The organism is Klebsiella planticola ATCC 33531 (genome assembly GCF_000735435.1).
Classification (GTDB): domain Bacteria; phylum Pseudomonadota; class Gammaproteobacteria; order Enterobacterales; family Enterobacteriaceae; genus Klebsiella; species Klebsiella planticola.
On record NZ_JMPP01000018.1, the window covers coordinates 285,250 to 305,571 of the forward strand.

Annotated in this window: 18 protein-coding genes; 10 read left to right on the plus strand and 8 right to left on the minus strand. The window is 52.9% G+C overall.

Annotated elements, in window-relative coordinates; translation table 11 throughout:
* Positions 1–410 precede the first annotated feature (410 nt).
* From GRPL_RS16830 to GRPL_RS16810, 5 genes are all read left to right on the plus strand, one after another.
* Complete coding sequence (locus GRPL_RS16830) at positions 411–1,019, plus strand: fimbrial protein (protein ID WP_004867230.1); 609 nt, start codon at positions 411–413, stop codon at positions 1,017–1,019.
* Positions 1,020–1,112: 93 nt separating this feature from the next.
* Positions 1,113–1,814, plus strand: a complete 702-nt coding sequence (locus tag GRPL_RS16825) for a fimbrial biogenesis chaperone (RefSeq protein ID WP_032690859.1) — start codon at positions 1,113–1,115, stop codon at positions 1,812–1,814.
* Between the two features lie 11 nt (positions 1,815–1,825).
* On the plus strand, positions 1,826–4,312 hold the full coding sequence (locus tag GRPL_RS16820) for a fimbria/pilus outer membrane usher protein (protein ID WP_032696713.1): 2,487 nt from the start codon (positions 1,826–1,828) through the stop codon (positions 4,310–4,312).
* Positions 4,303–5,295, plus strand: a complete 993-nt coding sequence (locus tag GRPL_RS16815) for a fimbrial protein (RefSeq protein ID WP_032698848.1) — start codon at positions 4,303–4,305, stop codon at positions 5,293–5,295. The genes GRPL_RS16820 and GRPL_RS16815 overlap by 10 nt, the downstream gene beginning before the upstream one ends.
* Positions 5,296–5,372: 77 nt before the next feature.
* Positions 5,373–5,960 carry a fimbrial protein gene (locus tag GRPL_RS16810; protein WP_077267060.1) on the plus strand — a complete coding sequence of 196 codons (588 nt, stop codon included), beginning with the start codon at positions 5,373–5,375 and terminating at the stop codon, positions 5,958–5,960.
* A gap of 46 nt (positions 5,961–6,006) precedes the next feature.
* Here the strand turns inward: GRPL_RS16810 and mrkJ are convergent, their stop codons facing one another.
* The 6 genes from mrkJ to GRPL_RS16780 all read right to left on the minus strand — a co-directional run bounded on the left by mrkJ (position 6,007) and on the right by GRPL_RS16780 (position 11,358).
* Entirely contained in the window at positions 6,007–6,723 is a 717-nt protein-coding gene (gene mrkJ / locus GRPL_RS16805) for a cyclic-di-GMP phosphodiesterase MrkJ (RefSeq protein ID WP_032698850.1), read from the minus strand.
* Positions 6,724–6,858: 135 nt separating this feature from the next.
* Positions 6,859–7,434, minus strand: coding sequence for a helix-turn-helix transcriptional regulator (locus tag GRPL_RS16800; RefSeq protein ID WP_032690862.1), 576 nt, complete (start codon positions 7,432–7,434; stop codon positions 6,859–6,861).
* A gap of 4 nt (positions 7,435–7,438) precedes the next feature.
* Complete coding sequence (locus GRPL_RS16795) at positions 7,439–8,134, minus strand: flagellar brake protein (RefSeq protein WP_032698851.1); 696 nt, start codon at positions 8,132–8,134, stop codon at positions 7,439–7,441.
* Positions 8,135–8,549: 415 nt separating this feature from the next.
* Positions 8,550–9,416, minus strand: a complete 867-nt coding sequence (locus tag GRPL_RS16790; RefSeq protein WP_032698852.1) for an aldo/keto reductase family oxidoreductase — start codon at positions 9,414–9,416, stop codon at positions 8,550–8,552.
* A gap of 116 nt (positions 9,417–9,532) precedes the next feature.
* On the minus strand, positions 9,533–10,762 hold the full coding sequence (locus GRPL_RS16785; RefSeq protein ID WP_032690865.1) for an amino acid permease: 1,230 nt from the start codon (positions 10,760–10,762) through the stop codon (positions 9,533–9,535).
* Positions 10,763–10,896: 134 nt separating this feature from the next.
* Entirely contained in the window at positions 10,897–11,358 is a 462-nt protein-coding gene (locus tag GRPL_RS16780) for a multidrug/biocide efflux PACE transporter (RefSeq protein ID WP_032690866.1), read from the minus strand.
* A 140-nt stretch (positions 11,359–11,498) separates the two neighbouring features.
* On the opposite strand from GRPL_RS16780, the gene GRPL_RS16775 reads away from it, so the two are divergent.
* From GRPL_RS16775 to GRPL_RS16765, 3 genes are all read left to right on the plus strand, one after another.
* Positions 11,499–12,380, plus strand: a complete 882-nt coding sequence (locus tag GRPL_RS16775) for a LysR family transcriptional regulator (RefSeq protein WP_032690867.1) — start codon at positions 11,499–11,501, stop codon at positions 12,378–12,380.
* 105 nt (positions 12,381–12,485) lie between these two features.
* Positions 12,486–13,664, plus strand: a complete 1,179-nt coding sequence (locus GRPL_RS16770; RefSeq protein ID WP_004867193.1) for an acetyl-CoA C-acetyltransferase — start codon at positions 12,486–12,488, stop codon at positions 13,662–13,664.
* A 253-nt stretch (positions 13,665–13,917) separates the two neighbouring features.
* Positions 13,918–14,613 (plus strand): oligogalacturonate-specific porin KdgM family protein, encoded by a 696-nt coding sequence (locus tag GRPL_RS16765; RefSeq protein WP_032690868.1) that lies wholly within the window; start codon positions 13,918–13,920, stop codon positions 14,611–14,613.
* Positions 14,614–14,896: 283 nt separating this feature from the next.
* On the opposite strand, the gene GRPL_RS16760 is transcribed toward GRPL_RS16765, so the two are convergent.
* Entirely contained in the window at positions 14,897–16,072 is a 1,176-nt protein-coding gene (locus GRPL_RS16760; RefSeq protein ID WP_032698853.1) for an oligogalacturonate lyase family protein, read from the minus strand.
* 537 nt (positions 16,073–16,609) lie between these two features.
* Between GRPL_RS16760 and kduD the strand changes: the two genes are divergently transcribed.
* Both kduD and araE read left to right on the plus strand, forming a co-directional pair.
* Complete coding sequence (gene kduD, locus GRPL_RS16755) at positions 16,610–17,371, plus strand: 2-dehydro-3-deoxy-D-gluconate 5-dehydrogenase KduD (protein WP_004867185.1); 762 nt, start codon at positions 16,610–16,612, stop codon at positions 17,369–17,371.
* A gap of 378 nt (positions 17,372–17,749) precedes the next feature.
* Complete coding sequence (araE, locus tag GRPL_RS16750; protein WP_032698854.1) at positions 17,750–19,168, plus strand: arabinose-proton symporter AraE; 1,419 nt, start codon at positions 17,750–17,752, stop codon at positions 19,166–19,168.
* Here araE and GRPL_RS16745 read toward each other — a convergent pair whose 3' ends face one another.
* Positions 19,169–20,164: a LacI family DNA-binding transcriptional regulator gene (locus GRPL_RS16745; protein ID WP_032698856.1), complete on the minus strand. Its 996-nt coding sequence runs from the start codon at positions 20,162–20,164 to the stop codon at positions 19,169–19,171. It lies immediately after the preceding gene.
* Positions 20,165–20,322: the final 158 nt, after the last annotated feature.

Genomic DNA, 20,322 nt, shown 5'->3' on the forward strand with positions numbered 1-20,322 from the left:
TCAGTATTATTCAGAATGTTCGCTATAGTCATGGAATCGTATTGTTTGCCATGATAATCCCTCTGCAAAATATATTGCCTGCGCCTTGTCCCTTCTGATGTAAATAACTTAATGTTTGTTTTTGTCTATTGTTTATTTGTTATCAATAGCTGAAATCTATCGTAAGCCCGATGTAACAAGTTATAAGCAAATGTATATTTGTTGGCGAAAAATAGCATTCTTTGACGCCGACAGCATTAACGAATTCTTTAAACAGAGTTCGCGTCCTGACGCCTTAAATATTGCGGCTTCCGGTCAGTCGAAGTTTCTATTCACAGTTGCACAAGTGAGCATCGCATAACGCTTCTGACTTTTGTGCAGGTTTACTGTTGGTTTATTGATATAAAACTCACTCTGACAAGGAAATGGCAATGAAAAAGGTTCTTCTCTCTGCAGCTATGGCAACAGCATTTTTCGGTATGACTGCAGCGAACGCAGCTGATACGAATGTTGGCGGTGGCCAGGTTAATTTCTTCGGTAAAGTTACCGATGTATCCTGTACTGTTTCCGTTAACGGCCAGGGCAGCGATGCTAACGTTTACCTGTCACCGGTTACCCTGACCGAAGTTAAAGCAGCGGCGGCTAATACCTACCTGAAGCCTAAATCTTTCACCATTGACGTCTCTGATTGCCAGGCTGCTAACGGCGACAAACAAGACGACGTGAGCAAACTGGGTGTGAACTGGACCGGTGGTAACCTGCTGGCTGGCGCAACGACTGAGCAGCAGGGCTACCTGGCAAACACCGAAGCTTCTGGCGCGAAAGATATTCAGCTGGTTCTGTCCACCGATAGCGCGACTGCGCTGACCAACAAAATCATCCCAGGCGTGAGCACTCAGCCGAAAGCGAAAGGCGACGCAACCGCAGTTCAGGATGGCGCACGCTTCACTTACTACGTTGGCTATGCAACCAACACCCCGGCTTCTGTTACCACCGGTGTGGTTAACAGCTACGCGACCTACGAAATTACTTACCAGTAATTATCGCCAGAAAATAAAACCGCCGCGAACGGCGGTTTAAAACAACGATAAAGCGGCAGTTGCTGCCGCTTATTTTTTTCTTCTGAGGTCAGCATGAAGCATATTGTCCTTTTTTTCTGTTTCATTTTTAGTGTTGCCGCCAACGCCAACAATATTATCGTCAACGGCACCCGCTTTATTTATCCTGGAAATGAAAAAGAAATAACGGTACAGCTTTCTAATACCGCAGACCGTCCGGCGCTGGCACAAGCCTGGCTGGATAACGGCAATGCCGATGCGACGCCGGATACCATTACCACGCCGTTTATTATTACGCCCCCGATTTCACGTGTCGATGCAAAGAGCGGCCAGACTTTACGTATTAAACTGGGTAGCGCCGCCGGACTGGCACAAAATAAAGAGACGCTGTGGTGGCTGAATCTTCTGGAAATCCCGCCGGTGGTGGCCAACCAGAAAAATGAAGGGCAGAACGTCCTCCAGCTGGCGATCCGTTCGCGCTTTAAGTTTATCTACCGTCCTGCCGGACTGGGTAACCGCGACGCGGCGCCGGAGAAATTAGCGCTTTCAGCCAGCGGTAGCAGCCTGTCAATCAGCAACCCTACGCCATTTTATCTCACCGTCAGCCGTATTTCCCGCGATGGCGGTAAAGCCCTGAACAGCAAAACGGTGATGCTGGCTCCGCAGTCCAGTCAGACCGTGTCCCTCTCTTCCTCCGTGAGCCGAGGCGAGACCCTGACCATCAATAATATCAATGACTATGGCGCAGATGTGGCAGTGAAAGTAGCCGTTAAATAAGGGACACGATCATGAAGCAGAGGTCTATCTGCCCGGGAAGATTAAGTACAGCGGTAGCGATGGCGCTGTTCTGCTTTCCGCCAGTTTCCAGCGGACAGGAAAGCCCGGGAACGGTATACCAGTTTAATGATGGTTTTATCGTTGGTAGCCGGGAAAAGGTCGATCTGTCTCGCTTCTCCGCCAGTGCTATCACGGAAGGGACCTATTCGCTTGATGTGTATACCAACAATGAGTGGAAAGGGCGCTATGAACTGAACGTCACCCGCGATAAAGACGGCAACATGGGGATCTGCTACACCCGTGAAATGCTTGAGCGCTATGGTATTGCGGCGGAAAAACTCAATCCTCAGCTGAGTCAGCAGGCAGGTTACTGTGGACGTCTGAAGGAGTGGCGTAACGAAGAAAACGTTAAAGATAACCTGATACAGTCCTCGCTGCGGCTGGAAGTTTCTGTACCGCAAATCTACGAAGATCAGCGCCTGAAAAATTTTGTCAGCCCGGAGTTCTGGGATAAAGGCATTGCGGCGCTGAATCTTGGCTGGATGGCGAACACCTGGACCAGCCATACCTCTGCCGCCAACGGCTCCGACAACAGCAGCGCCTATCTCGGCGTTAACGCCGGCTTCTCCTGGGACGGCTGGCTCCTCAAGCACATCGGTAACCTCGACTGGCAGCAGCAGCAGGGGAAGGCGCACTGGAACAGTAACCAAACCTATCTTCAGCGTCCGATCCCGCAAATCAACTCGATTGTCAGCGGCGGGCAGATATTTACCAACGGCGAATTCTTCGACACCATCGGTCTGCGTGGGGTCAACCTGGCGACCGATGACAACATGTTCCCGGACGGAATGCGCTCCTATGCCCCGGAAATTCGCGGCGTGGCGCAGAGCAATGCCCTGGTGACGGTGCGTCAGGGCAACAATATTATTTATCAGACCTCGGTACCGCCGGGGCCGTTTACTTTGCAGGATGTTTACCCGTCCGGGTACGGTAACGACCTTGAGGTGTCGGTAAAAGAGGCCGATGGATCGGTGCAGGTCTTCAGCGTGCCGTATGCGTCGGTGGCACAGCTGCTGCGTCCTGGCATGACCCGCTATGCGCTGTCGGCCGGTAAAGTCGATGACAATTCGCTGCGCAATAAGCCCATGCTCTACCAGGCCACCTGGCAGCGTGGCCTGAGCAACATGTTTACCGGCTATACCGGCGTGACCGGTTTTGATGATTATCAGGCGTTTCTGCTGGGGGCCGGGATGAATACCGGTATTGGCGCCCTGTCATTTGACATTACCCAGTCGCGACTGAAGAGCGATACCCTGGATGAAAAGGGGCAGAGCTATCGCGCCACCTTTAACCGGATGTTTACCGATACCCAGACCAGCATCGTGCTGGCGGCATACCGCTACTCCACGAAAGGCTACTATAACCTGAACGACGCGCTGTACGCCGTCGATCAGGAGAAGAACCGCAATAACAACTATACCCTGTGGCGGCAGAAAAACGGCATGACCTTCACCGTTAACCAGAACCTGCCGGACGGCTGGGGCGGTTTTTATCTGAGTGGCCAGATTGCCGATTACTGGAACCGTTCGGGTACCGAGAAGCAGTACCAGCTTAGCTACAACAATATGTTCGGCCGCCTCTCATGGTCAGCCAGCGCGCAGCGCGTGTATACGCCGGATAACTCCGGCCATCGTCGTGACGATCGCATCTCGCTGAACTTCAGCTATCCGCTGTGGTTTGGCGAGAACCGCACCGCCAACCTGACGTCGAACACCACCTTCAACAATTCGCATTTCGGCAGCTCGCAGATTGGGGTTAACGGTTCGCTGGATAGCGAGAACAACCTCAACTACGGCATTTCAACGACCGCAGCGACCGGTGGTCAGCATGATGTCGCCTTAAACGGCAGCTACCGTACGCCATGGACCACGCTTAACGGCAGCTACAGCCAGGGCGAAGGCTACCGGCAGAGCGGGCTGGGCGCCAGCGGGACGCTGATCGCCCATCGTCATGGCGTGGTGTTCTCACCGGAGAGCGGCAATACCATGGCGCTGATTGAAGCCAAAGATGCGGCGGGCGCCATGTTGCCGGGTTCACCTGGGACCCGAGTCGACAGTAACGGCTACGCCATCCTGCCCTATCTGCGACCTTACCGGATCAACGCCGTCGAGATCGATCCGAAAGGCAGCCAGGAGGATATCGCCTTTGAGCGGACTGTGGCTCAGGTCGTTCCGTGGGAAGGCAGCGTGGTGAAAGTCTCGTTTGATACCACGGTACAGAACACCCTCACGCTTCAGGCGCGCCAGGCTAATGGCCAACCGCTGCCGTTTGCCGCTACCATTCTGGATCCGTCTGGTAAGGATATTGGGGTTGTTGGTCAGGGAAGCATGATGTTTATCAGCGATGCCGGGGTTAAGCAGGCGATCGTCAAGTGGAGCGGCGGACAATGTGCGGTGGATCTGGGCCAGGCAAAATTAAAGGAAACGGTATGTCGCTGAGTAAACGATTGATGATGGCGGTTGGCCTGCTGGCCCTTGGAACTTCGACGGTCTGGGCGGACTGTTCGCGTAGAGCGGCAAGCACGGTCAGGCTGGATATGGCCATGGGACGGGTAGTGGTATCACCGGATCTGCCGGTAGGTGCGGTTATCGCGAAGCAGGACTGGACCATGCCGGCGGGAAATGGCGTCAGCTATTACTGTACCAACAGCAACACTTTTAAGGCCGATATTATCGCCACTGGCGTTCGGGATCTGGGTAATAAGGTCTATTCCACTAGCGTTCCAGGGATTGGCATGCGTTTTAGCCGCGGCGGTGCCACGGTTAATATTATTTATCCAGGCACCTTTACATCGAACGGCGGCAGAGGGACCAACTACTCTCTGGAAGGCTCGCGCTTTACTCTTGAGCTGATCAAAACCGCGGCGGTGACCGGCAGCGGTACGCTGGCAACGGGGAAATATACCTCCTATGACTGGGAAAGGGGGAATAACCCAATTCTGGAAACCTACCTGAGCGCCAATGCGATCACCGTTGTCTCACCTTCCTGTACGGTACTGAGCGGGAAGAATATGAACGTTGATGTGGGCAGCATTAAGCGTAGCGATCTGAAGGGGGTCGGAACAACGGCAGGCGGTCGGGATTTTAATATTGAGCTGCAGTGCAGCGGCGGATTAAGCGAGTCGGGATATGCCAATATCCAGACCTCTTTTTCCGGAACTCTGGCAACCAGCACCACGCTTAAGCAAGGGGCATTGCTCAATGAAAAAGCCGGGAGTTCCGCCGCCAAAGGGGTCGGGATTCAGGTACTGAAGGATGGCGTACCGCTGGAATTTAACAAGAAGTACAGCGTAGGCACGTTGCGTTCTCAGGAGACGCGTTACTTTACGCAACCTTATCATGCGCGATTTTATCAATACCTGCCGACAACCAGTACCGGCGAGGTGGAATCGCACATGATCTTTAACCTGACGTACGATTAATTCAGGAGGCGGGCATGAAGCAATATGGATGTGGCACATATGGCCGGCAATGCATCAGACTGGCCGTTGCTGGCGCGATGCTGGCCGCCTCGTCGGCCTACGGTTTTATGACCAATTATGATAACGGACGCGTTGATTTTGTCGGCCGGGTGACGGATATCTCCTGCAGCGTTGCGCTTAACGGCGCGAATAATGCCGGGAGCGGCAATGTCTGGCTGGCGCCGGTGAGTCTGGCGGAAGTCCACGGCCGCGGGGCCGGCGCATTTATGAAGCCGCAGTCCTTCACTCTTGAGTTGTCGAATTGTCAGCTCCGCCATGATGGCGGCGCGGCGGATAAAAATGAGATTCGCGCGGTGAATGTGCGCTGGATTGATGGATTTATGATCGATGCTGTCGCGAACGAAAATGCGGGCTATCTGGCGAATACGCTACCGGATGGGGCGCGTAATATCTATCTGGCGCTGTCAACCAATGATAATAATACGCTGGATAAGAGTAATAAAATTGTCCCCGCCGATCCGCAACAAAATCGGGTACCGCTTGTTGAAAAATCGGTTAATGGCGGTGTATTTACTTATTATATCGGCTATGTCACGCCGTCCCCGGAAAAAGCGACAACCGGCCCGCTGACCAGCTGGGCAACCTGGGAACTCGTGTATAATTAAGCGCGTGTTATTTAGCGTATAAAAATACCGCATGATTGCGATATTTTTATGCGCTAACCCTTTCCTGCACCAGTTGTTCAATGCTGACTTCTTTCCAGTAATGACCCTGAATAGCAAACCACTCCATTCCCTTAAGCCAGTTTTTATGCGCTTCGCTCTCGACACCTTCAATAATGACATTGTGGTTATTACGTGACAGGAATGTCACCAGGGCATCCATCAGCGGCCGCCCGGATTCTTTCTGCATGAGATGCCAGAAAAAATCTTTGTCAATTTTGACATAATCAAAATGGTATCCACGAATAGCATTAATACCGGCATAACCAGAACCAAAGTCATCGAGCCACAGTGTCGACATCTGGGGAGTTTTCCAGCTGGCTAAGGCGTTATTAAGCAGGCTGTTGGCATTTTCCGTAACCTCAAAATGTACACACTTCAGATGGTTAATGTAGGTTTCGAGTTGCGGCTGGCGCAACATCCCGAGAATATGATCGTCAACATTGATTGTCGCGGAAATACCATTATCAATAAACCATGTCTGATGTTTTTCAATCAATGCCAGTTGTTCCATGAAAATACTTTCACGAAGTGCCGCATTGGCATGGCGAAAGAAAAATTCCGGCGCCACAGGAATAGAATCGAAGCGGCTTAAACACTCCACTGCCACGAGAGTGTCCCGCGGTGAGAACATTTTTTGAAAAACATAACGAACAGAGATATCGCCACGGGATAAGTTATAGTCAGAAAATAGGTTAGCGTTCATTTTCTCGTGTCAGGCACTTTACAGAACATCGCTGCAGGGTGAAATTATTATAAGTGACCTTTCTGCAGTTTGGAATGTTTATTAAAAGTAACTTTTCAATTAATTATCCGGTTTCGATTGGGGGCGGTTTTTTTTCTAGCATTGATACATATCGACTATTTTATTGTGCATTGCTCGCGAATTATGCATGCCAAGTTTTTGCATGATATGAATCCGGTGGCTGTGTACGGTTTTATGGTCAATATTCAGCAGGGTGGCAATTTTTTTGTTGTTGTGACAGGTCAGGGTCAGCTCCAGCACCTGGCGCTCTCTGGCGGAGAGCTTCTTCGGTAGTGAAAAATCGCCGTCGTCTGCCGGCGCGCTGACGGCGCGATAAAAATCGTGTAGTGGTGTTTTTTCTGTAAGAATCATTGTGTTATCTATGTTTATTAGTTCTCTGAACAGGCTGGCAATATCGCTCCTGACCACCAGAATTAGCCGGGCGCAGTGCAGAAGACGCCAGCGCATATCGTTGAGCAATAACATCGTGTCGGCAGCAGAAAAGTCCTTATGAATGGCGTTGAAAATAACGATCCCAGACAGGGGGGCGATCGCCCCCCGAGTGATATCCTGATAACGGAAGATGGTGATATTTTTATTGTTATCAACCAGATACCGATGAATTGATTGACCGATTAAATTATCATCGGTATACAGAAATATCCTGTCCAAGGGGTCAGACTCTCTTTTTTCGCTTAGCTTCCAGAATCAAATCGAGCAGCATTTTCTCTATTCTGGTCTTATCTTCGCGGTTGCGGAATTTAAACTGACAGGAAACCTGGTGATAGCTTTCACTGTCTTCATCAAATGTCACTTCAACAACATTTTTTATTGCTAAATCAATAGTGATTTCACCATGCTCAGCCAGAGACAGAACTGAATTTTTGAGGATTGAATTATGCGTGAGAAACTTCAGATTCGGGTTTTTCGCGATCAGCGCACAGCCGCCATCTGAAATGTCTTTAATATCGAAAAGATAGTTTTCGCCATTTCTGTGTCGACCACGACAAAAAAAGTCATAACGGTGATGCAAACGAAAGCGAGGGTCGCGACGTCGTTGTACCACATGAATGCATTCGGGTAAGGCAAAAGAGACTTTATTGCCATGTTCCGCGTCGGAGTTATAACTTTTCTTTAACGATGAACAGAACTCAATCTTTCCTGAATCACTATGCAGGATGAATTTATATTTATGCCCAGGGGGGATTTTGCTATGGGTGACGATATGGAACTCAGCAAAATCGACCCGGGTAAGTCGGGTCATGATGTTTTTGTTATTAAAGAAAATTTCTATCTCGGATTGCTTTCGAAGTTCCTCCCTGAAAATAGCAATGATTTCATACCTGCTGGTCTTTATTGTTCCCTCTGTCATGTAAAATCCTTGTTGATTATTTATTGTGTGTAGTTAATTTTTCTTATGGCAATGCCAACATTCTGATTGCATTAACCAGATGTTTTTATGAGCATTTGATGTTATTAGCTATCTTTGTCGCTAAATTGATTTGTATAAACGTCGAATCAGATGTTGTTTTTCCTGTAATCAAGAGTTGTAAAGAATTTTGGGGAAGGCAAAAACGACAGAAGTCCCCAATAAGGAGACTTGTCAAATTAGTATAAATCAATGCTGTATATAGGGTTGTTTCGTGCAGATTAGTGCAAGCATATACCCATTTGTAGGATATATAGTGCCAGCAGCGTTGGGCTAATTCCAGCCAAATAATAGGAGGGGAAAAGGGCGCCCGGCAAGGACCTGTGCGGAAGGAAACGCACAGGTGTACCGAAGACCGTCAGCTCTGCAATTTCGATAATGTAGCGATGGCTTCAGGAGGCAGGGTTAATGCGCCAGCGGCCAGGTTTTCCTGCAGATGCTGGAGCGAAGAGGTGCCCGGGATCAGCAGAATATTAGGCGAACGTTGCAGCAGCCAGGCGAGCGCAACCTGCATCGGTGTCGCCTCCAGCGCGGCGGCAACATCATTCAGTTCCTGTGCCTGCAGCGGAGTAAATCCCCCAAGCGGGAAGAAAGGGACGTAGGCAATATTTTGTGCGGCAAGCTCATCAATCAGCGCATCGTCTCCGCGATTGGCGACGTTATATTGGTTTTGCACGCAAACAACCGGCGTCAGTTTTTGCGCATCGGCCACCTGCTTCGCCGTGACGTTACTGAGGCCGATGTGGCGAATAAGCCCACGTTCTTTAAGTTCAAGCAGCGTGGTCAGCGGCGCTTCCAGTGAGCCTTCTACCGGACCGTGGGTGCCGAGCATGCTGCGCAGATTGACGATCTCCAGAACATCGAGCCCCAGATTACGCAGGTTGTCTTCCACCGCCTGGGTGAGCTCTTCCGGCGACATCGCCGGCAGCCAGTTGCCCTTTTCATCACGACGAGCGCTGACTTTCGTCACGATGCAGAGATCGTCTGCATAAGGGTAGAGCGCTTTGCGAATCAGCTGGTTAGTAATATGCGGACCGTAAAAATCGGAGGTATCAATATGATTGACCCCCGCCTCTACCGCTGCGCGCAGGACACGGATAGCGGCGTCCGGATCGGCAGGCGGACCAAATACGCCGGGGCCGGCTAACTGCATGGCCCCGTAACCCAGGCGATAGACCTGGCGATGACCTAATGTTCCGTTTCCGGATAGTTTTACGCTGGACATGGCGACTCCCCACTGGTGTGCAAACCCTAAGTGTAAACCTGGCGAGGAAGTCCGGATGGCAGGAATATTGGCAGAACGTGCGGCGGCGGTGATAACCGCCGCCGCAGAGGGGAAAATTAGCTAAAGAACATGACCGAAACGCACAGCAGGCCGACCACCAGGGTGATGAAATTACCCACTGAACGGTAGGGTTTGAGTGCGGGAATAATGTAGGTCGACAGCGTCGGCATGATGAACAGGATCATGGCGATCAGCGGACCGCTGATGGCATAGATCATGGAAATGGCGTTTGGATTGATGAAGCAAACTATGAACGTCAGCGTTGAGACCAGCAGAATCGACATCGCGCGGTTAAAGGCGCGGCTTTTACGAATGCCGACCTGATTCAGCGACGTTTTCACGATTTCGCTGGCGCCTTCAATCACGCCAAAATAGGTGCCGAGAAATGACTTCGACATGGCCACTACGGCGACCACGATACCTGTTATCGCCAGCCACGCCGGGGAGCCTGGCATCATCGACAGCGCGGAGAGAATGGTCACCCCTTCGTTGCGTGCGCTTTCAATATAGGAGACCGGTATCGCCAGCAGGCAGCTGAAGACAAAAAACAGCACGCTGGCGCAGATGATGGTATAGGCCACCTTCATGATTTTTTTGCATTTACCCATAGCCAGATCACCATATTTCTCCTGCTGATCGATAGCAAAAGTTGAAATGATTGGCGTATGGCTAAAAGCGAAAACCATCACAGGGATCGAGATCCAGACCTGGTGGAACGTATGTGAGGTCAGCTGCAACTGACTGGTGAGGTGCTCAGGTTGCCAGTCGCCGATTAAATAGATCGACAAGAACAGGAAGCAGGCAATCAGCGGGAACACCAAAAAACCCATCACCTTAATTGTGATATGGCGGCCCATCAAAAAGATCAGGTTCAACACCATGACCACGGCCAGACTTAGCATGGCGCGAACGGCGGGCGTAATCGGCATGTGCCTTGCCAGCTGCTCGGCGAGCGAGTTGGTGATTGCCACGGCGTAAATCAGAACTACCACGAAGAAGGCGAGGAAATAGAGCGCGGTGATCAGATTACCCACTTTCTTGCCGTAGTAATGGTTAACCGCCCCGGTGATCCCGACGCCGGGCGCAACTTTCGCGGAGAGAATGAACTGACTCAGTGCTTTATGCGGCCAGTAGGTTAACGGCCAGGCGACCAGCGCGGTGATGAACAGAACAATGGCGCCAGCAGACCCCAGCTGGATCGGCAAAAACAGAGTGCCAGCGCCTACGGCAGTGCCATATAAGGCAAAACTCCAAAGAGTTTCTTCTTTAGACCAAATTTTAGACATTGTGTGAATTTATCAACCGTAAGACCAAAAAAAGGAGTGTAATTTACCACAACAATGAATGCGCCGTTGCGATACTTTCGGATGACAAATAAGGCAGGGGATCGCCGGGCATCCTCCCCGGCGATGAAGTGTAGTTAGCTGCGTGCCAGGATCCGCTGCTGGCGATATTTCAGTACCCGTTCGCGCAGGGTATCCCATCCCCAGTTAAACAGCATGGTGTAGGGCAGGAAGAACAGCATAAAGCCGATTTCCAGCATAAACGCCTGGATCACCGGGATCCCGAGAATCAGTGCCACGGCGGTGACCCCGATAAGAATAAACCCGGACTCAAAGCCGATGGCGTGCAGCGCGCGGACTTTCAGGGTTCGCACCACGCGAGATACCGGCCACAGGCGGTCAAAAGCGGCGTTATAAATCAGGTTCCACACCATGGCCAGCGTCGCGAGCAGCACGCTCAGCCCACCCATTTCAAGAACCGAACGCTGCATCAGCCAGGCGGCGGTCGGGGCAAGAATTAATGTGGCGAGTCCTTCAAAACTGACCGCATGGATAACGCGCTCTGTCAGCGTCTTACGCTGAAATTGGTTCTGTTGCATGGCTTGCTACCTCCGAAAAAGCCGTTGCTCTGACCGGTTCCTCTGCGACAGGGAGGGAACAGATTCTGAGAAATTACTCCGCATTTTATGGATAAATATGATAAACAAAAGATAGATTCCATCGATAAAGTAGATAGTTCATGCGCTATTCTCCCGAAGCTCTCACCGCATTTGTTGAAGCCGTGGCCTGCGGGTCTTTTTCTGCCGCCGCCCGCCGGCTGCGCAAAAGCCAGTCCACCATCAGCACCGCCATTTCAAACCTTGAAGCCGATCTGGGCGTCGCGCTGTTTGACCGCGCGACCCGCCATCCCACGCTGACGCCGCAGGGTGAACAGGTGCTGAGTTACGTCAAAGCGATTCTGGCGGCCAGCGATCGGCTGGATGAGCTGGCTATTTCACTGTCTGATGAAACGGAAGCGCGCCTGACGTTTGTTCTCTCCGACACGTTGCACCCGGATGTGCTGGAGGATCTGCTGCAGCAGTTCGATCGTCGTTTTCCCCACACCGAGTTTGAATGCCTGATAGGGGAAGATGAGGATGTCATTGACCTGTTGCAGAAGGAGCGCGCGCAGGTGGGGCTGATTGAGGCCCGGGATAGCTATCCGACGGAGATTGGCAGCACCCGGCTGCCGTTACAAACGGCGATGGCTATCTACGTGGCCCCCGCGCATCCGCTGGCGGCACAGGGGCGGGTCACCTGGGATGAGCTGCATAGCTGGCGAGAACTGCGCCTGAGCACTTTTCTGGCCAGCTCGCTGGAGCCTGCGAAAGGCCAGGTCTGGTCGGCGCCGAACTATTTACTGCTGCTCAGCATGACGGTACAGGGGCTGGGATGGTGCATTTTACCCTGTGCGCTGGTTGAAGAGTTTGCCGGGTCAGGCACGCTGGTGGCGCTGAACATTCCCGGCTGGCCGCGGGCGATTTCCGTTGATTTACTGTGGAATAAGAAGGCGCCACCGGGGAAAGCCGGGAGCTGGCTGCGTCAGCATTTACAGCGCCAGGAACCCGCAACGCGGGGCTAATCTTTGTGATTTGCCTCACTTTTTTTAAACAATTGCGAAATTTTTTGATAACAATTCTCTACTATGTTGCTGTTTCTTTGCGCACAGGCAGGGCAGAGGTAGAGGATGAAAGATGTCGTGATCGTTGGTGCGTTGCGCACCCCGATAGGGTGTTTTCAGGGAACGTTGTCGCGCCACTCCGCGGTAGAGTTGGGGAGTCTCGTGGTCAAGGCTCTGGTGGAACGTACCGGTATCGACCCGCAAAGTGTTGATGAAGTGATCCTCGGGCAGGTGCTGACTGCGGGGACCGGGCAAAACCCGGCCCGTCAATCGGCGATCCGCGGCGGTCTGCCGAATACCGTTTCTGCCATTACGATTAACGACGTGTGTGGTTCCGGACTGAAGGCGCTGCATCTGGCGACGCAGGCAATCCAGTGCGGTGAAGCCGACGTGGTGATTGCCGGCGGTCAGGAAAATATGAGCCGGGCGCCGCACGTTCTCACCGATAGCCGCACCGGCGCTCAGCTGGGTAACAGCCAGCTGATTGACAGCCTGGTTCACGATGGTTTGTGGGATGCTTTCAACGACTATCACATGGGAGTCACGGCGGAAAACCTGGCGCGTGAATATGGTATCAGCCGCGAGCTGCAGGATGCCTGGGCGCTGAGTTCGCAGCAAAAGGCCCGGCGGGCGATTGATTCAGGGCGCTTTCGTGATGAGATTGTGCCGGTGACCACCGAGCTGAACGGGGCGCCGCGCACCGTTGATACCGATGAGCAGCCGCGGGTCGATGCCAGCGCCGAAGGGCTGGCCAGTCTGCTACCCACCTTCGATCGGCTGGGTTCAGTGACCGCAGGCAACGCTTCCAGCATCAATGACGGCGCGGCGGCGGTAATGATGATGAGCGAATCGAAAGCGCAGGAGCTCGGTCTGCCGATCCTTGCGCGGATCCGCGCTTTTGCCAGCGTCGGCGTCGATCCGGCCCTGATGGGGATCGCGCCGGTACACGCGACGCGCCGCTGTCTGGAAAGAGCAGGCTGGCGGCTGGATGAGGTCGATCTTATCGAGGCCAATGAGGCATTTGCCGCCCAGGCGATTTCTGTGGGACGAGTGCTGGAATGGGATGAGCGGCGGGTCAATGTCAACGGCGGGGCGATTGCGCTGGGCCATCCTATTGGGGCATCCGGCTGCCGTATTCTGGTTTCTCTGGTGCACGAGATGATTAAACGCGATGCCCGCAAAGGGTTGGCTACGCTCTGTATCGGCGGTGGTCAGGGCGTTGCGCTGGCGGTAGAACGCGCATAGTCCCGCTTTGCTTTACCTGCTTCTCAAGCCTCCTTGCGGAGGCTTTTTTATTGGCTTTTCTCCCCGCAGATCCCGGCAAAATTCAGCGAAACAGGGGTGATAAAGGCCTTTTTTGTTGAGCTTTGTCACGTCCTGCTGTGCCATGTTTTTTGAAACAAATAATTACGATCTCGATCACTAAAACATACGTCCTTAAAAAATAAAATGCAGTTTCATAAAATAGAAACATAATTTTAATTTTGAGGGGTACCCTATGTTTGCAAGATCTCTGGCCCTTGCTTCTCTCTGTGCCGCAGCGTTTTCCGCTTCCGCTGTCACCGTTGATTTGCGTCATGAATTCATTGATGGAGGTAAAACAGATAAAACCAACGCCGACCGCGTCTCGGTCTCCCATCGCTTTGCCAACGGATTCGGCTTCTCCGTTGAGGCAAAGTGGAAGTCAGGCGGCGATAATACCTCGCAACCGTATTCAGATTTTGTCGGCAACGGCCACGAAGAGACCATTAGCTGGCAGTGGAAGGCGAATCAGAACTTCTCCGTGACGCCGGGGTTTAATATTGAGAGCAACGATAGCCGCTCAATCTACAAACCCAATCTGCGGGTGCAATACAGCTTCGATAATGGTTTCTACGTGGCGGCCCGTTACCGCTACGACTATACCCGCTACCCGGCGAGCGCCGGCAAAGAAGACGATAAAGTGAACCGTGGCGATGCGTGGGCCGGTTTTGTGATGGGCAACTGGCGTACCGAGCTGAACTATGTTTATGCCCGCAGCTCCGAGGGGGTGAACCGCAACGACAACAAGCCTTACTCCCAGGAGTACAACGTGAAGCTGGCCTATAAGCTGGACAAAAACTGGGCGCCGTATGGTGAAGTGGGCAACGTTGGGGTGAATGACCGCAGCGATCGCCAGACCCGTTTCCGCGTCGGGGTGGCTTACAGCTTCTGATAAAACCCTCTTCCGTCATGACCCCGGAGCCGTTAGCCGGGGTTTTCTGTTGCTGTCGTCCGGCAGCGCGTCCTTTAGCACTGATTCTGGCGAAAGCAGGTTTGCCGCCCGCGCTGTCGAGAGGAGCCGCGGAAAATTTCACCGGCACGGGTGCAACAGAAGGTGGGCAGAAAACGGCTTTTGCCTGCCTCAGATACCCCGCCGGGCGGTAATGAAACAAAAAAGCCCTCCGCAAAGGAGGGCAAGGCCAGTTACAGAAACACACTCAAAAACGATACGGATATTACGCCTGCAGCATCTCCGGATGCGCTGGCAGTTTCGCGATGTAGATAGCCGGTTTTCCGTCTTTATCCGAGCTGAACAAGATTGCGCCATCGTCCGGCGTAAACGAAGGATGCGGATGGGTGACCTGACGGCTATTGGCGACCGTCGCCCAGGAGGTATCATGCCGGGCAACGCGGAAGTAAGCCTGTTTCGCGACATCAAAGACATAGAGATAAGGGTCATTATCAATGGTGTAACCGCTGGTATCTTTCACATCCACCGGCGTACCAGAGCCATCCCCGACTAACAGCGTGCCGTCGAAATTGCTCATCAGATGCGAGCAGGCGGGCATCGGCATCAGCGCGGTATTGATGCCGGTATCCGGATCGAAGCGATAAATCGTCCGTCCCTGTTGACCTTTCAGATAAGAGACATAAATCAGCGCAGAACCGTTCGGGACCCAGAATTCGTGGGTACAGCTTTCACCCTCGGCATGCTCTTTGACTTTCCGTACGTGGCTGCCATCTTCGTTGACCATCCACATCCGGGCGTCGACCAGATCGTGCGGCCCTTCATGGCAGAAGGCGACGGTGTCGTCGTCGAACGGACGGTAGATAGGATGGCCCAGCCATTTTTTCTCTTCATGAATAACGCGGCTCTCGCCGCTTTGCAGGTCGACGCGCAGCAGACGGCAGTGCGGACCTTTATGGAAGAAGTCGTGGAAAATCTGCCAGTCGTTGAGCGGCGTCCAGTCGCTTTTCGCAATCTCAATACCGACCAGTTTGCTGCAGTCGCTGTTGGCGACCCAGGTACCGTATCCGACCCACTCATCCGGGACGCGGTAGACCTGACGTTCCTGGAGGGTTGAAAGGTTGACTTCCAGCAGCGTACGGTCGTTTTTAACGTAATAGAGCGCGGAGTCATCCGGTGAGAGAAAACCGCCGAAGGTATTATCGCCGGCGCCTTCGGTGAGCTGAACGGCCTCGGCTGTCGCGATATTTAACAGATAGTAGTTCCAGTGGCCATCAAACTCGCCGGCGAACAGCAGGTGGCTGCCATCATTAAAAAAACACTTCTGATAGAAATAGTTACGATGACAGGTTACTTCCGGAGGGGTTAAGCGGGTGATCTCCGCGCCGGTATCCGGATCGCGACTGACTGCATAATTCAATTTTACCCGCATGCCTTTAGCCATGATGTACTCCTTTTCCTTCCCGCGATGTCGCCTGTCTGCAGGGGACGTGTAGCCAGGTGAGGTTGATTTAAAAGATGAGTGTTAATTTATCAAAACATCGTTTCATTATTTGTGATGACGAGCGCAATTCGCCATAAAATGTTGCTCTGGATCGCGGTTTTACCGCTCTGTCACCTGGCATCTCGGGGCGATCTTTGTTTTCATGCCCACTTTTTGCGTTTTGCCGTCCTTTTTCAAAGTTAAATTAACTCATTGTATTTTATTATTTTTATATCTTTTATTGCGCATCGCTCCGTGATCGGTTTTGCATTTTTGATAAATAGATGGTGAAAATATGAAACGTTGTTTTAATAAAAATTGAAAACACCTTTCCTCGGGGGTAAGATGTCGACACCAGTAAAACGAAACTGTGTTTTATTTTTAAGGTGGGTAATACCCAGAGCGTTTTCCCTGGCGTAAGCAACCGTGAGGGATGCGGATCGGACAAATAGAACCTTGCCTGTGTTGTACGGGCTCTGAAAGATTAAGGAACAAAGTATGATACTTGATGCATTCTCTCTACAGGGTAAAGTGGCTGTTGTCACCGGCTGCGATACCGGTCTGGGTCAGGGTATGGCGCTCGGTCTGGCCGAAGCGGGCTGCGATATTGTCGGCATTAATATTGTTGAGCCGGTGGAAACGATTGAGCGTGTTACCGCGCTGGGACGTCGTTTCCTGAGCCTGACCGCCGATTTGCGGCAGATTGACGGTATTCCTCAACTGCTTGAGCGTGCGGTTGCCGAATTCGGTCATATCGATATTCTGGTCAACAACGCCGGTCTGATTCGTCGTCAGGATGCCCTTGAATTCAGTGAGAAAGACTGGGATGACGTGATGGATCTGAACATCAAGACCGTGTTCTTTATGTCTCAGGCGGCGGCGAAGCACTTTATTGCCCAGGGTAACGGCGGCAAGATCATTAACATCGCGTCGATGCTCTCTTTCCAGGGCGGTATTCGCGTACCGTCCTACACCGCATCAAAAAGCGGCGTGATGGGGGTGACCCGTCTGCTGGCGAACGAGTGGGCGAAGTACAACATCAACGTCAATGCGATTGCGCCGGGCTATATGGCGACCAACAACACCCAGCAGCTGCGCTCCGATGAACAGCGTAGCGCGGAAATTCTTGACCGCATTCCGGCAGGGCGCTGGGGCTTACCGGACGATCTGAAAGGGCCGGTGGTCTTTCTCTCCTCCAGCGCATCGGATTACATTAACGGCTACACCGTGGCGGTCGATGGCGGCTGGCTGGCGCGCTAAGCTCGCGCGGCGACAGGCGATAAACCCTGCTGTGACGGCAGGGTTTTTTTATGCCTGGCGGCGGTGGGCCAGGTCACTTCACCATGCGGCAACCGGCGCAACAGCGATAAAAAATGAACATTAATTATCCATATTTAGATGGCTCTTAATTTGAAGATCGTCCATATCATTTCGTCATGCTTTCAGCTATATACCAATAAATAAAGGGGGTTAATAAACAGTGATTGATGAAACGGCAATAATAGAAAGTTTAATGTCCATCACAAAACAACTCCTTCCAGCTATTTAATCCATATCTTTGACGTCTCCTCCCTGACACTTTGTCGCGTCGATCGCGTACTTTCACTGAACGTCTTACTTTGCTCAGGCAGGAAAAAAATGACCTCAATCAGTGACGGCACGACGGTCCTGGCGCGTAGCCAGCGTGATACCCGACGCATGAACCAGTTTGTCTCTATTGCCGCTGCGGTGGCTGGATTGCTATTTGGCCTCGATATAGGGGTGATTGCCGGGGCGCTGCCCTTTATTACCGACCATTTTGTCTTATCCAGCCGGCTGCAGGAGTGGGTGGTCAGCAGCATGATGCTCGGGGCGGCGGTTGGCGCGCTGTTCAACGGCTGGCTCTCCTTCCGACTGGGACGTAAATACAGTCTGATGGCGGGGGCGGTACTGTTTGTGGCCGGGTCGGTCGGATCGGCGTTTGCCGCGAGTGTCGAAATGCTGCTGGCGGCAAGGATCATTCTCGGTATCGCCGTGGGGATCGCCTCGTATACCGCGCCGCTGTATCTTTCTGAAATGGCGAGTGAAAATGTGCGCGGTAAGATGATCAGTATGTATCAGCTGATGGTGACGCTGGGGATCGTCATGGCCTTCCTGTCCGACACCGCATTCAGCTACAGCGGTAACTGGCGGGCGATGCTGGGCGTTCTGGCGCTGCCGGCGCTCCTGCTGATGGTTCTGGTGATTTTCCTGCCGAATAGCCCGCGCTGGCTGGCTGAAAAGGGGCGCCACGTCGAAGCGGAAGAGGTGCTGCGTATGCTGCGCGATACTTCGGAAAAAGCCCGTGATGAGCTCAATGAAATCCGCGAAAGCCTGAAGCTTAAGCAAGGCGGCTGGGCGCTGTTTAAGATCAATCGCAACGTCCGCCGCGCGGTCTTCCTTGGCATGCTGTTACAGGCGATGCAGCAATTTACCGGCATGAATATCATCATGTACTACGCGCCGCGTATTTTTAAAATGGCCGGCTTCACCACCACCGAGCAGCAGATGGTTGCCACGCTGGTAGTGGGCCTGACCTTTATGTTTGCGACCTTTATCGCGGTCTTTACCGTCGATAAAGCGGGGCGTAAACCGGCGCTGAAAATCGGCTTTAGCGTGATGGCTATCGGAACGCTGGTGCTGGGCTACTGCCTGATGCAGTTTGATAACGGTACCGCCTCCAGCGGGCTGTCCTGGCTTTCCGTCGGCATGACCATGATGTGCATTGCAGGCTATGCGATGAGCGCCGCGCCGGTGGTGTGGATCCTGTGTTCGGAAATTCAGCCGCTGAAATGCCGCGACTTTGGCATCACCTGTTCGACCACCACCAACTGGGTGTCGAACATGGTTATCGGCGCCACCTTCCTGACGCTGCTGGATACGATTGGCGCAGCGGGGACCTTCTGGCTCTACACCGCGCTGAACGTGGCGTTTATCGGCGTGACGTTCTGGCTGATTCCGGAAACCAAAAACGTCACGCTCGAACATATTGAGCGCCGACTGATGTCCGGCGAAAAGCTGCGCAATATCGGTAATTAATCACAAGGATGCTCTGGGCAGCCACGGACTGGCTACGCGTACCGTTTCCCGATGGTTATCACCGTGAATAATATGCAGGGCGCTCAGGCGCCCGATGTCATAGTGCGGCAGCTGCACCGTCGATAGCGGCGGTAAAAACAGATCGCCAATGCCGACCATATTATCGTAGCCCAGCACCGCAACGTCCTGCGGAATCCGCAATCCTTGCGCCAGCAGCGTCTGATAGACCATAAAGGCGATACGATCGTTGCCGCAGATAATCGAATCGAACGACGGTTTCCCCCGGCGGAGATGGGCCTGCACCACGGCGGGAATATCTTGATAGTGCTGATCGCCCCAGGTCATATAGCTGTGCACCAACGTATCCGGATCGATACCGGCTTCGCGGCAGGCGCGCTCCAGCCCGTGGCGGCGGCGCACGGTGGCAAGATGGTTGGCCGGGAGATGTAAACAGAGCGGGTTACGGTAGCCTGCGGCGAGCAGCGCTTTTACCGCAGCGTACTGACCCTGCTCATCATCAGGAATATAGCTGGCGACCGGGTCGTTAAGACTTTCGCAGTTGGCGAGGACGCAGGGGAGCGTCAGCAGCTTGGCCGGGACGGGGACCTGGCGCAGCCCCATGGTGGTGTAGATGATACCGTCAGGACGGTGGGAGAGCAGCAGATCGACGATGGTTTCCGGACTATCATCGGAAAACATATTCACTACGAAGCTGTTCCAGCCATGCGCGCGGGCGCTCTCTTCGATAGATAACGTGATCTCAACCGAAAACGGCGTGGTGACGGTATCCAGTGCCAGTACGCCAATGGTATTCGGCGTGGCGCGCGCGCCGCGGATTTTCTTGGCTGACAGGTCGGGGACATAGTTGGTCTGTTCGATAGCCGCCTGAACGCGAGCCAACGTCTCGGGTTTCAGACGTTCCGGGTTGTTCAGCGCCCGTGAAACCGTCATCAGAGATACGTTTGCCAGTTTTGCCACATCTTTCAAGGATGCCATATTTCACACTCCACCGTTGCCGCATGCAACAGGCTATACAACTAAGTTGCTGATGTAAAAGGATCATACGATATTCTACCGTATGCCGTGTTCTCTCCGTGGGCCGGATTATTTGATCGCGATCGCACCCTTGTTATGTTAACGTTAACTTTTGTGAT